This is a genomic window from Gammaproteobacteria bacterium (assembly GCA_013816845.1).
Taxonomy (GTDB): domain Bacteria; phylum Pseudomonadota; class Gammaproteobacteria; order DSM-16500; family DSM-16500; genus Aquicella.
In genome coordinates this window covers 549,048-562,210 of sequence record JACDDU010000001.1, presented here as the reverse complement: position 1 = coordinate 562,210, position 13,163 = coordinate 549,048, and the positions used below count along the sequence as shown (strand labels likewise).

Sequence of the window (13,163 nt, the reverse complement as noted above, 5' to 3'; positions counted from 1 at the left end):
GGTACCAATTAAATTCCTTCTAACTCTGTTAGAGAATTAACTTAGCTATCCTTTTCCAACAAGAGCGCCAATAATTCTTCTTTTGATTTTTCTTAATATGCAGTATTTATTTCATGCGCGCATCGCAACAAATACAGCATAAATTACCACATTTTTTAAAATATTTTGTCGTATTCTATTTCCGTAAAATCTTCCATTATTTCAAAGTTTAATCCCGCTAATAATCCATTTAACTGCGTCTCGGTAATGACCATTTGATGTCAATGATTAGCACTTGGCACAACAAACCGCTGCTTTTCCATGACGTAGCTTAAGCAGGTGACAATCCTAATAACTGAATCAGTTTGGCTATTTCATGGAGACCTATTTTCAAACGGTAAATACACCACATGGCCAGTTATTAATTTTAATTGGCGCAAATATATTATTTTCTCTATCTGCATATTCAGGTAGCAATAAAAAATTTCGCCCATATGAAAAGGTAGATAGCTTAATCCCTGATGCACGACAAAATACAGACATACTTTATGGAACATTGGTCGTAAATGTCAGTGATGTTTCATAATGGGCCTATTATTTTTACTCACTCTGGAGCGTTTTGACAGCTTTGGTTCACAACTTCGAGCATTATTGTTAATTGGATTGCTGGGTAGATACACGACCTTTTCTTCTCTTTAATCGAAACAATCAATTGGTTTGAAAGTGGAAATTGGTTAAGTTGATTAATGAATGTTTTACTTAGCACAGTAGTCTGTATTGCAGCAACTTGGTTGGGTGTATTTGGGGGAAGGAACCTATGATAACTGTGGTTATTTTAATGGTAAAGATTTATATAACTGAATCGTCTCATTTACTAAAAAGATAATTGATTATCTGAAACATGATGTGAAAGTTCGTGGCATTAGTGTTGTTCGCGATATTAGCGGTTTTGGTGAATCTAGAAACCATACATCCTCACTCGTTGGGCTTTCTCTTGATTTGCCATTAATAATTGAATCCTTAGATCTAAGTGATCAGCGCAAGTTTTGTTTATTTATTATTGGTAGAATCAGTATAGTTCTGCCTATTTAATTTTCAAATGGAATTGCTTGAAATGGGATGCAAACATTTAGATTATCTATAAAGATGCCAGATTTTAGCTTTTTGGAAAGCAGGGTACACGCAACGCGCCCTTGCCAAAGAAACCGGCGTGCATGAATCAACGATCAGTCGTGAATTGAAACGCAATATAGAGAGAGTGCCCACAGCACAGCTCTTGTGCTTTAACATTTAGAAATGATGCAATGAATAAGCCAAAGCTGATAGAGCAAGGTAGCCAAGCTTCTAAGAGATATTCCTAAAGCATTGATTGTATAATTAATTTACAACGTAACTCATATAGGATAAAATATGCATCTTTATTTAAAAGAATTTTGACTATGCGAAGTGTTTTAGAAAATTTAATCCGGAATCCAAATTTTATATCAATTTATCGCTTTATGGGTCGGACAATATCTTTAATCTTTAGTGTAGTATTCTTACCAATCTTATGCTTTATAGCTTTAGCATCTACGCTATTCTCAAAAACGATTGAGCAATCAGAAAAAGAGCAGGGTGTGCTGACTCAAGAAAAGATCGAACAACTCATTTTGCAGTGGATAGATTTACACAGAAACAAATTAAAATCCGTAACTAAAAAAATTATAGAAACAGCATATGATTCTCATCTCGAGATACATATAATCCCAATAAATAATAAATCGCTGCCCATCAAATTTCGTATGGGCGATCAAATTCTCTTTGGAATGATTTTAGGAAATCATTATTATTTAGAATATGATTCTGAGAATGGTATGGGTTCAAATAGTCTTAATCAATCCGAACTGAATTATTTATTAAACGCATATTTACAGGGCGATTATTATATAAGGGAATGGTTTATCGATGAAAAAAAAATAGGTGGTAAAATTTATATAAAAAATATACGAGGAAAATACACTGCTTCCTTTAATAGTGATGCATCAAATTTAGAACTTAAACTTGCCGAAAAAAGAAACATACATTTTGCTCCGCTTTAGGAACGGTACGGAATTCGCTTATCATGAAAAAACAGTAAAAAACTGAATGCTGAATCTTATTGTACTGATGCTTACGCGTCCTTGGGAGAAGAGCACTACGAGTAAACTTGAACGAAAGATAGTGCTGCCAGTAATACTTTAGGGCATACCTTTTAGAAAAATCATGATGCAGCTCCAAAGGAAAGGTCGTCAGACTTCACGCCATGGGCTAAGTTGCTTAGAATCCGATCAATGCTTAATAAGCTAGATAAATACCTACAATCAATTATGTTTGAAAAGCACGACTCCAGAGTTAATATTGAAAACTGATCCATCTGTCATTTTGAATTTAATATAACTGTCATTAAAGATATTAATAACAAACTTCTAATATGGACTAACGATGCCTAATTTAACATTTAAAAAAAATAAAACTACGGGTGAACTTCATGTCAACCTAGAAACAGAAAGGTTATACATTGAGTCAGTCACAACTGCATATCTGTATGATTACGCCAATCTCTTGGGTAATCCTGATGTCATGACAAAATTTGGTGATGGTAAAGCATGGGATTTTGATTACACAAAAAATCGTGTTGGAACATGGGTTGAACGCTGGAATGCTAATGATCCTTTCAGTTCGCTTAGTATTTCTAAAAATGACGATGACAACTTTATAGGACATGTTGTTTTAGGATATGGTGATGAACCTGGACAAGCAGAAATAGCTTATGTTTTTGATAAATCAACTTGGGGTCATGGTTATGGTAAGGAAGCTGTTTCAGCAGTTGTTAACGAATATGCACCTGAACTCATCCGACAAGATTATCAAGTAAAAGGAAAAGATTTTACTTCCATTACTGCTACTGCGCGCCCTGACAATGAAGCTTCCGTTAGGATACTAAAAAGTGTGGGTATGAAGCCAATACGCGAAGAAGTTAAATATGGCCATAATAGACAAGTCTTTTTTATGGGAACAGATGAATTAAGAAAAGAGTTACCAAAAGAACCCGCAAAAATGGAAGAAATTAAGCAGCCACACTTAAATAACAATAAGATTTGATAATATTTAAAGCATATATAATTGGTAACAGAAAATTCTTAAACTAATCTCTAATTTTCAAGAAAATCATGTACGGATTAATTTGGGATAAAGCAGCGAAATTACTGTGTGCATTTATTACTTGAAACCACCCCTCCCAGATCCAAGCTACTTCCTGTAATAGGAATTACAGGAATAATTAGGGCGGTGATTTTCAAATCAGACACATCAGCACCCCTTTTGCCCTACAAGTAGTATATAGTCGCCATCCAGGATTACTTCGCCTGCGATTCTGCCCTATCTTGAATTTTAACGATTAGTGAAATAATGAATATAGCACTTCAGTCAAAATATCCTTGGATATCAATTACCCTCAGTTTCTCTAGACCGATTATTGAGCTTATCCGATTTACTGTTTGTATATGCTTTCTTAATCGATAATATCTTTTAGACTAAAACAGCACTGTATAGAGGTGCGAGGTTCACTCACCTCTATAATGCTATCTTTATTTATTCAATAACGTGGACCGTTCATCGGGTTGTGGTTGTCCTACAAAGAAATCCTCCTCCCCCTCAGGTATGATCTCTACGCGTTGATGATTTCCAGATTGTGAGGAACGTTCCCCATTAGTCTTGAAGAAATTAAAACCAGAACGGACTGCCTGAGCGGATTTCAACATGGCTTGCAAGATAAACAAAGATGCAAACGCAACGATGACAGCTGTCAGCAATTGATCAATGGCATTACGATCACTCATTTCAGTAGGAGAAGTGTTATGTAGAACCACATTTTTTATTCCATATTGCAATCCAACCGTAAGTAAATGCATAGCGCCGTATAATAACAAACAATTAATTACTAAATCGCGCTTATGGCGTGGTATATAACTCGGTATGACACTTCTGTTTGTATCTGGCACTACTTCTTGGACTGATTCCCTAGCTGGCAAATTGATAATTTCATTACTTTCATTTTGAATGCTTGCATTGGTCAGGGCTTTAAACTGGGCAACGCTTTGCAATGAAGAATACTGGCGCATAAAAATATAACATAACAAGGAAGTCGTCCCGACCGCAAAGCCATCCCAATTACTGTTTTTGATATCTTGTGCATCTTTGACATATTCATAAGCGTTAGGTGAATAGAATAAATTGATGCTTGCTTTAGCAAGAAATACGAGTAAAAGATGAAGCGCATCTCTAGAGATTTTAGGAGCGGTATAATTAGTTACGCCTTGGTGAGCTGGTGGTTCTCCTTGATAACGGGGATTATCACTGTTCAGTTGACACTTAAGAAATTTCATTAACTGTCTCGAATGTACAGCATACATCCCCATGCTAAATAATGCTGCTAACGGTACATAGATGGGTAAGCGAATATATAAAGGAATATCATTCGCTTCATACTCTTCTTTAGGATCAGTTTCAACAGGTGTTGGCCTATTTAAATTCATTTGATATACAAGCGAGTCAATTGCACCAAGCCCAATAACAAAATAATTTAAAGCTACAAACCAACTCAAGATATTTCCAAATCCTTTTTTCCCACGCAATTCTTTGCTTAAATTAAAATTATTTTTAAAGTAAGCTTTAGTGCCATCTTGTGTTAATTGTCGCACGTGAGATGCATAAAATTCCTTGATGGTGCAGTTATTGACAAGATGGTGTACCACGGCAAATGATAAACCGACCGGTAATGCACCAAACCATGATATAGCCATGGCAATATCTTTTTTAACTTTCAATTGTTCTAAAATATATTCAACCGATTCATAACTCTCTGCCATGGCTAAAACTAAGGCCACAAGCGATGTAGTTAGGGCTGCGGTATTAACAGCTCCAGTGACCAACGCTTTATTAAACCGATTATGGATATGATCAGTATAGGAATTAATTGCATAGCCACGATTAGAAAACTTAAGCATCGCAGGACCTTCGGTAAAAAGCCCTTCAGCACCGATAAAAGCACCAAGACCAATTGTAGAATAATAGTACATAGGATTGTGTTTAAATAAATGTCCCAGTTGATTCATCAACCAGGCAAAACTCGTAATAATAAAAAATACTTCGGCCCCACTTTTACCTGTGACAACAACAATATGACCCGGATACATATGCATCACTTGCAAAGCATTTTTGGATTTTTTTATTATTACATTTTTTAAATCTTTATAACGTAATTGTGGATGTTCTTCAGCTTGTTGCCCCAATAACGAGTTTTGTCTTTCAGACCGCACATGTTCATAATTTTCATGAGTACTTGCTAGATAAACTGCTAAAGCTAAAGTGGATGAAATAACGGCAAGCGGAATAATTTTTTCAGGACTTTTTAGAAATTCTGGATTGGGCTCAAACAAACCAAATGATTCACCCGCATCTAACCATTTAGTTAAACTGAGAGCACCCTTACCAATACCTTCGAGCGCGGGTGGAAATGAAATCAAGGTAAATAGCAAAACTTGTTTAGCATTAGGCAATTTCGCTAACTTAGCATTCAATTCATCCCTGGTTAATAATCGAAGTGAGGGACTAGGCAAATGTGATTTGATTCGGTTGTATAATTCTTCAGTTCGCTTAATAAAATCAGTCCCATGATTAACTGCATTATTATCGTTGCGATTATTGTCTTCCTGACGTACAGGAGGAGTATAGGGTAATCTAAACATACTATTTACCTAGTTATTCTTATAAAGATTGTCATTGTAAACGAGTCATCCTTAAGAATTGATTAAGTCAAATAATTAATTGGGAATTATCTAGGCTGGCTTTGGTCATATCAAATGAGCGGGGGAAAAGTGAGGTTATAAGTAAATTTAACACTACAATCAAGCTTCTAACTTAATGTGATTAACATAAATACTATGCAATGAATAGATATACACCCTACTCATCCAAAATCTAATCCCAACGACATAAGGGAATTTATCCACGCTAGCGCAGCTTCCATCACCAGGATTCTGATGCTTCTGCACCAAAGCTCAACTGTGTCGTCTTAAATATTTTGATCAAAATATTTAAAATAATTGCTAACGTACGATGGATAGTTGCGGTGTAATGACTGGCTCAAATTCTGTGGAATTTTTCACAGAACCATCCCCTTCGAGGGGCGCTTTTTGCCAAAAATTGGATAATTTCAAACTCGATCCTTTTTTATCTTTTTTTGATTGGGGTGAATGAATATTATTAGACGTACTCAATGGGGTCAGATTTTTTTTATTGGCTTCAGCAATAATATTTTCATCGATTAAGTTGGAAGCTAATTGATATGATTTAATGGTACAGCCATGCTTATTCAATTCATTAATGCGGATTGTTGAATTTAATTTAATACGATTACTTTTAAACGCAGATAATGCTAGACCCAATGAATTAAAGTCAGGTCTGAAATCTCCACTTTGGTGGTTTATTTTGTAAAGGGTATTTTTATCATCAAAAAAAGCATTACCCGCTGAAAGACAAAATGCCTTTCGGATGTCTAAATTTGCCATTTGAAAATGAGCAGGAATTTCTCCACAGGGATACCCTTCTTTAGCAAATAAAAGCGTATTATCAACTTTCAATAAAAACCGAACAACTTTAAAGCTCGTTTCTGTTTCCGAAATTTCTTCAAGAAATTTATCAATCATGCTTGCGGGGATAATCTCTTTTTTACAAGGCTCAAGATTCCGGATGGACGAGGTGCAATTAAATGGAATGGGTTTTTTTAGAATAGCTTCGATTTTTGATAAGTTAAATATTCCGTAAAGCAATGGGTCAGAAGTTGAGGTGTCTCTTGCTGAAGTCATTATTTAAGTGGCTTATTAAGTTTTAAAATAGTAGTGAGTGATGGAAGGAACCTCTCTTCCACAATTAAGAATTATACTTAGTTTTTTTTGTATTAAAATGAATTTTTCAGAATGTGGCTAATTTTTAAGCATTTTGATGCAATAAAGTTTTAACAAAAAATGACTAATACATACTACATTACGCTTTTCAAATTATCTCTTCAAAATACTATCTTAACTTTTGATTTATTGAGTAGACAGTTTTAAACTACTATCACTCAGCATTTATGTTGGGCAACGACACCGTTCATTAAATTTTTAAAAGGAATTTTCATGAAACATCAATTTTTGTTACTATCGCTACTCTGCTCTACTCTTTCAATGTCACCAGCTTTTGCTGAGACTGAAAATTATAATAATAACGTTAATGTGCAACATAACGCCCAACAAAATGCAAATGTTGAAAAAAATCGGGAAATCTTAGGCTGGCTTGTCGTTTTAAATCAAAATGAAATTGCAGCCGCTAAAGAAGTTGCTACCAAAAAAGTAAATCCAATGGTGCAAAATTATGCTCATTGGCTTTATAAGCAACATACACAAGGTTTACACGATACAATTAAAACAAGCCGACAATTGAAAGAACAACCTTTTAAATCTGAAGCTGCAGTTTCGCTCCAGCAAGAAGGAGAAAAAGTTTTAGCTAACTTAAAATCTTTAGATAACACTAAGCAATTTCAAAATTCTTATATCGAAGATATGATTAAAGGTCATCAAGAAGCATTAAATCATATTAATAATGTTTTATTAAAAAATACTAACAACCCAAAACTTGAAAGACTAATCAAAGTAACTCGCCATCATGTTAGTGAACATTTGCAAAGAGGCATTGCAATACAGAAAAAATTAAACTCTATGTCCTAGTAGTTATTACCCTTAACTTTAAAAGTGCACTTATAGGTGCACTTTTAATTTCAAATTTGTTAATCCATTTATCCCACTTATATTTCGTCATACTCACCACCTGTAGGTTTTGAATTTTCATTGCGATTGATTGAGAATATATTTTTAACCTATAAGATTAGGTGACTTGCATTCATTAAATTTCATATAATTCAATCGATTACTGACCATACTTCATGGGATAAATGTTATATACTAAGTAATAGAATCTAGGTTTTAGGGAGCAAGTTTCTGAGCGAAGAAATAAGAATACTCAGTTTCAATATTCATAAAGGCGTGGGTTGGCTCACACCCAAATCTACGTTAAAGAATTTACGTCAGGAAATTGAATTACTTCATCCAGATATTATCTTTCTACAAGAATCGAAAGGAAATCAATTTGAATTTTTAGCAGAAGAAATTTGGCCCCATGTTACTTATGGAAAAAATGCAGTTTATCCAAAAGGGCATCATGGCAATGCTATTTTGAGTAAATTCCCTCTAATCTCCTCACACAATACCGATATTTCCATGGGAGCATATGAACATCGAGGCTTGTTGCATGCAACTGCCGCCCTTTCTCACAATAAAAATCTTCATTTACTTTGTGTTCATTTAGGATTATTAAAAAAAGACAGGCATAAACAATTAAAAATTATCGTAGACTATATCAATCATAATATTCCTCAGCATGAGCCCTTGATACTGGGTGGAGATTTTAATGATTGGCGTAAACATGCGACTGAACCTTTAATTAACCAACTTGGATTGCATGAAGCTTTTCTACATCATCATGGTGCCTATGCAAAAACCTATCCTGCTTGGGCCCCTGTTTTACAACTTGATCGCATCTATTGCCGAGGTTTTTTATCAAGTAGTGCAGTTCGCTTAACTAATCGAAAATGGAAATCTTTATCGGACCACATCGCCATTGAAGTATGTTTAAAAATAACCTAACCTTATCAATCTGAATTTTCTATAACGTAAATGGATTGTCCCTCGGATTTTCAATTTCTGAATTTAACAATGGTGCCGTTTTGCGATTGCTAAGTCCGTAAAGAGACCCTACAAAAAAACCGGCATGCACAGCAAAACTTTTCAAATCTTTTTGTAGATGATCCCCCACTTCGGTCGCAGTTGTGATGGTAGATACTACAGGCTTCGTTAATAGGCTGGTTAATTTTTGACTGGAAGTTAGTTTAGGTTGATTAATGCCAAGGTTTGATTGTTTAAACATAAAATATCCATATGTAATAAATGACTTCTTTAATCTTACCTGATGCCAAATAATTTTTTCAAATTTTTAATAGGTTCCTTCCACACAATTTTTAATAAGTACAAAAATCATAGCATCTCATTATGTTTCTCGTGCTTATCATGCCATACTGGCAAGGTAAAATAAAAAGTTGCACCTTTTGTTGGGTTATTAAAAAACCCAATGGTACCTCCCATCGCTGCAATCAATTCTTTACTAATGCTGAGACCTAAACCGGTTCCACTTACTTTACGCGTGGTCGAACTATCCGCTTGCGAAAATTTTTCAAAGATATGTTTAGAAAATTTTTGGGAAACGCCCAACCCATAATCTTTAACTTCGACATGAATAAAATCATTTTTTAAAGCAATGCTGATTTCAACCTTATCATTGGGAGGGGAAAATTTAACAGCATTCGAAATTAAATTTACCAAAACTTGCATTAAACGTACTTTATCTGCTCGGACTTTAGCATGAGGCACGGTGGTCGTGAGAATTACGGTTATTTTAAATTTTTCAGCATACATACGGGTTGCGGTAATTGATTCTTGAATTATTTTATTTATGTTGATAGGCTGCAATTTAAGTTCAGCTTTACCCGCTTCGATTTTTTCAATATCAAGAATATCTGAAATAAGATTTAATAATCGATCACTATTGCTATTCGCAATCACGAGTAACTGGTGTGCTTTTTCAGAAAAGTTGCCAAAGGTACCACTCAATATGAGAGAAAGAGCGCCATGAATTGACGTAAGTGGCGTACGTAATTCATGACTTACTACAGAAACGAATTCATTTTTTAAATTTTGCACTCTTTTACGTTCCGTAATATCTAATAAGGAACCAGCCATGCGAATGGGTTGATGATTAACATTTAAAATATATTGACCAATTGTTTGATACCACCCATATTCTGCTCTGCTGTTTTTTAACCGATACTCAATATTAAACCCTAGCTTACTTGGTTTAGGATCACTAAATAATGCAGATAGTGATTCCAGATCATCAGGGTGTATAAGCTCCATAAAATTAGATAAATGGTCAAAGGTGTATTTTTCGTCAAAACCAAGCATAGCTTTAAATAATGGCGAAGCAAAAAACGTGTCAGTTTTTATTCCCCAATCCCAAAGACCTGTATTACTACTATCAACAGCTACGCTGTAACGATCTTGTGATTCTTGTAATTCTATTTTCCTTTCTATCGCTTCTTGCTCGGATTGAATAACTTTTTTCACTAAGGGAGAAACCAGCCAACCTAATAATCCCAATCCTAATAATATTAAAAACATAGCCGCGGGAATAATCATCACTAAAAGATCGGCAACGGGTTTGTAAATTTCTTGCGTATCCATTTTTGTAATAAACGTTAATCCTGTTTTAGTAGGTTTGTAGGAGGTCACGACCGAGTGTCTACGATAATCAAGAGCATTTTCCGATCCCACTGGACCTTGCAAAGCCTTTGTAAGCGGTAGGAAATTATTGCTGCTAGGAAAAGAAATAATTTGAGGATTTAACCGGGTTGGGAAACAGGCTATGTTATATAAAGTATCTCTACCACAAATCATATTTTCACCAGTTTTACCCAGCAATCGATAATCTGTATAAAGTTGGTTTAATGAATTCAACGACTTTTCGCCAATTAAAGTTGCGATAAGCTTGTGCTCTTTTGAAAATACCGAACGAGTGAAGCGAAGATAAAAACCATTTTGCCAAATCAGGGAGGTAGGCTCTGCATTTATTATTGGTAAAGAAAGAACAAATGATGGGATAAATTGACCTTGCTCATATAAAACCACTTGTTTAGGATCTACAAGTTTCAACGTTAATTCATCATTAACAAAAATCAGCGAAAAATATTCCTTAGCATTTTGAGCATTAGCCCGTTGGGCATGCATAATAAGTTTATGGAAATTTTCATCGTTAATCGTTTCATTAACGTCTTGTTGAATCTCATCAATTTCATCTTCGAAAATATCAACTTTGCTTTCTAATGTATTTTGAAGTGCTTGATGAATAAAATCAAAATTAGAATATGTAATAACTGCGATACTACTAAATCCAGTAATTAGCGTAAGAATAATAAAAACTATCCCAGATAAAAAAATAATTTTTTTATCTTCTCTACCAAAATAATATTTAACCAACATAGGATTTTGAAGAATCAGCGTCCAAAGTCCTATACTGACAAATAATAAACCGGCGGCAGTATGCACAGCCATTCTAGTGAAATGATACCAGCTAAAAATATATTCTAGTTTTAAACTATAAATTAGAATACTAATGAGCGAGATGAGAAGAATAAAAAAAGTAAATAGGGGTAAAAGTATTTGAATCAATTTATTTTCGTGGGTGGGTAAGAAAAAGATCGTTAATCCTGCCAGCATGAAAGCAATGGTTGTATTAGGTGCCATCCTTCCGGGCGAAGGATTGGGATCGCGAATCCATGGATCAATAAGCCAATGATCAATCTGAGCGTCGTAGGCAAAAATATCTTGGCTCAAACTTAATAGGGCGTAAGAAAATACAAATAAGCCGATAACTTGTAAAATTATTTTAACTTTCTGTAATAAAAATACATTGCCTACTAGTATGGCTATGCCGACTAAGATAAATAATAGTGCGGAATTGAAAACCATTCCGACAAAACCTGGTATGACTTGAACCATAGCGGGGATGTGTAACACAGTCCCAAGCATAACTGAGCAGCCAAGCAACAGTGTAAGAATGGCAAAAGTTATGGAAAGGTACTTAGTGGCGGCCATGAAGTTCCTTGCTATTTCCTTATTAGCCAGAATGTTTTAACAGATACCTTTACAATTTTTCTCAGAATATTTAGGCTACATACCTAATTATAAAGAATATTTACTTTCCTAACCGTGGTTATTTTAAATTAAGTTAATAGTCATTAGCTTAGCGTTATAGTTTGCAAACAAATTTTTTGTGCGCTTTTAATTTTGGGGTAATTTTATATAAAATTATTAATTAAGGATTGTTATGCAACAAAATGAAACAGACTCAACTGAATCAATCTTAGCCACTATGAAAACTTTAGCACCACCGCTCCCTGCTTCTTTGAGCTCAGAAGCTGATCCCACTTTGATTGCGACCCCTTCTGCCCCCTCAGGAAAGTTTTGTTCTTTATTTTTTCCTGCATTATTTAACAGTGAATATCAAGGCGCTAAATATACATCGAATAAATATAGGACAACGTCAGGCCAGCTCGTCTCTTGTGAATGGCGAGATTTAAAACCAATTGATATCCTCCTCGATTCTTATGATAGCGTAGAAATTAAAAATGCTAATCCTACAACTTATCAGCACTACTATTCATATCTTAATCCTGTTCAATTCATTACAAGTGCTGCATCTCGTCTTGTTAATTGGTGTCAAGGAATTAAAGTACAGGCTGACAGCATGCCTCCTGCCAGTGCGCCAGAAGCACTGAAGGCTATGGCATATAACATATATCAGACTAGTCTTGGTCAAGAAACCGACATGGAGTCCCACTACGCTAAATACCAAGCTTTAATAAAACTTCATCCTGATCCCGATTACAAAATTATATTATTTGGTCCGTCTCGTGGTGCTGCGACCACCATCAATGCTTTCGCAAAATATAAATATGATAATGTTCATCTCGTGATTTTAGAGGGATGTTTCTCTTCCGTTGAAGAAGTGATAGCAAACTGGGTACCCTCTCACACAGCGTCACAACTTTTAGGGAGAGCGCTTGGTATGTTTACCCAATATCATAACGATGGTCCCTCACCTGCAAAAAGTGTTCTATCATTTCCAGAAAACATTCCTGTCGTTTTTATTACATCTAAAAAGGATAGGATTGTTCCTTGCGCAAGCACGGAAAAATTAGCCTATGAGTTAAATGCAAAAGGAAAGAATGACGTTTATCTTTTAAAGCTTGAAAATGCAAATCATGTTAACTACATGTTTAGCAATAAAAAAGACCATGATACTTATGAATGTTTTATTCATGCTATTTATGAAAAATATGGCGTTCCTTACAAACCTGAATTAGCCAAGCTTGGCAAACCCTTATTAGAAAGTTGCTTACTACAGCACCCTGAGCATCACGATCAAAATCGATATAATATGTGCACTGTAATATAGTT

At 34.9% G+C, this 13,163-nt stretch carries 12 protein-coding genes; 8 read left to right on the top strand and 4 right to left on the bottom strand.

Going from position 1 to position 13,163, the window contains the following annotated elements:
- The first annotated feature begins 355 nt into the window (after positions 1-355).
- From H0W64_02615 to H0W64_02595, 5 genes are all read left to right on the top strand, one after another.
- A complete protein-coding gene (locus H0W64_02615) occupies positions 356-565 on the top strand; it encodes a hypothetical protein (protein ID MBA3660596.1) in 210 nt (69 codons plus the stop codon).
- Positions 566-885: 320 nt separating this feature from the next.
- Positions 886-1,071, top strand: coding sequence for a DUF190 domain-containing protein (locus H0W64_02610; GenBank protein MBA3660595.1), 186 nt, complete (start codon positions 886-888; stop codon positions 1,069-1,071).
- A gap of 61 nt (positions 1,072-1,132) precedes the next feature.
- Positions 1,133-1,273: a helix-turn-helix domain-containing protein gene (locus H0W64_02605; GenBank protein MBA3660594.1), complete on the top strand. Its 141-nt coding sequence runs from the start codon at positions 1,133-1,135 to the stop codon at positions 1,271-1,273.
- 145 nt (positions 1,274-1,418) lie between these two features.
- On the top strand, positions 1,419-2,057 hold the full coding sequence (locus tag H0W64_02600; protein MBA3660593.1) for a hypothetical protein: 639 nt from the start codon (positions 1,419-1,421) through the stop codon (positions 2,055-2,057).
- Between the two features lie 382 nt (positions 2,058-2,439).
- Positions 2,440-3,099 (top strand): GNAT family N-acetyltransferase, encoded by a 660-nt coding sequence (locus tag H0W64_02595; protein MBA3660592.1) that lies wholly within the window; start codon positions 2,440-2,442, stop codon positions 3,097-3,099.
- A gap of 485 nt (positions 3,100-3,584) precedes the next feature.
- Here the strand turns inward: H0W64_02595 and H0W64_02590 are convergent, their stop codons facing one another.
- Together H0W64_02590 and H0W64_02585 are read right to left on the bottom strand one after the other, a co-directional pair.
- Complete coding sequence (locus H0W64_02590) at positions 3,585-5,744, bottom strand: hypothetical protein (GenBank protein ID MBA3660591.1); 2,160 nt, start codon at positions 5,742-5,744, stop codon at positions 3,585-3,587.
- 360 nt (positions 5,745-6,104) lie between these two features.
- Positions 6,105-6,863, bottom strand: a complete 759-nt coding sequence (locus H0W64_02585; GenBank protein MBA3660590.1) for a hypothetical protein — start codon at positions 6,861-6,863, stop codon at positions 6,105-6,107.
- A 312-nt stretch (positions 6,864-7,175) separates the two neighbouring features.
- Between H0W64_02585 and H0W64_02580 the strand changes: the two genes are divergently transcribed.
- Together H0W64_02580 and H0W64_02575 are read left to right on the top strand one after the other, a co-directional pair.
- A complete protein-coding gene (locus H0W64_02580) occupies positions 7,176-7,763 on the top strand; it encodes a DUF4142 domain-containing protein (protein MBA3660589.1) in 588 nt (195 codons plus the stop codon).
- A gap of 315 nt (positions 7,764-8,078) precedes the next feature.
- Positions 8,079-8,738, top strand: a complete 660-nt coding sequence (locus H0W64_02575; GenBank protein ID MBA3660588.1) for an endonuclease/exonuclease/phosphatase family protein — start codon at positions 8,079-8,081, stop codon at positions 8,736-8,738.
- A 19-nt stretch (positions 8,739-8,757) separates the two neighbouring features.
- Here the strand turns inward: H0W64_02575 and H0W64_02570 are convergent, their stop codons facing one another.
- Entirely contained in the window at positions 8,758-9,018 is a 261-nt protein-coding gene (locus H0W64_02570) for a hypothetical protein (protein ID MBA3660587.1), read from the bottom strand.
- A 107-nt stretch (positions 9,019-9,125) separates the two neighbouring features.
- The gene (locus H0W64_02565; protein MBA3660586.1) at positions 9,126-11,798 is read right to left on the bottom strand and encodes a PAS domain-containing sensor histidine kinase; all 2,673 of its coding nucleotides are present in this window, start codon (positions 11,796-11,798) and stop codon (positions 9,126-9,128) included.
- A 232-nt stretch (positions 11,799-12,030) separates the two neighbouring features.
- Between H0W64_02565 and H0W64_02560 the strand changes: the two genes are divergently transcribed.
- Positions 12,031-13,161, top strand: coding sequence for a hypothetical protein (locus H0W64_02560; protein ID MBA3660585.1), 1,131 nt, complete (start codon positions 12,031-12,033; stop codon positions 13,159-13,161).
- The last annotated feature ends 2 nt before the right edge of the window (positions 13,162-13,163 follow it).

Excerpts from the sequence above, each read along its gene's own strand:
- H0W64_02560 (MBA3660585.1), top strand. The coding sequence starts at position 12,031 with ATGCAACAAAATGAAACAGACTCAACTGAATCAATCTTAGCCACTATG.
- H0W64_02585 (MBA3660590.1), bottom strand. The coding sequence starts at position 6,863 with ATGACTTCAGCAAGAGACACCTCAACTTCTGACCCATTGCTTTACGGA.
- H0W64_02570 (MBA3660587.1), bottom strand. The coding sequence starts at position 9,018 with ATGTTTAAACAATCAAACCTTGGCATTAATCAACCTAAACTAACTTCC.
- H0W64_02565 (MBA3660586.1), bottom strand. The coding sequence starts at position 11,798 with ATGGCCGCCACTAAGTACCTTTCCATAACTTTTGCCATTCTTACACTG.
- H0W64_02580 (MBA3660589.1), top strand. The coding sequence starts at position 7,176 with ATGAAACATCAATTTTTGTTACTATCGCTACTCTGCTCTACTCTTTCA.
- H0W64_02595 (MBA3660592.1), top strand. The coding sequence starts at position 2,440 with ATGCCTAATTTAACATTTAAAAAAAATAAAACTACGGGTGAACTTCAT.
- H0W64_02590 (MBA3660591.1), bottom strand. The coding sequence starts at position 5,744 with ATGTTTAGATTACCCTATACTCCTCCTGTACGTCAGGAAGACAATAAT.
- H0W64_02615 (MBA3660596.1), top strand. The coding sequence starts at position 356 with ATGGAGACCTATTTTCAAACGGTAAATACACCACATGGCCAGTTATTA.
- H0W64_02600 (MBA3660593.1), top strand. The coding sequence starts at position 1,419 with ATGCGAAGTGTTTTAGAAAATTTAATCCGGAATCCAAATTTTATATCA.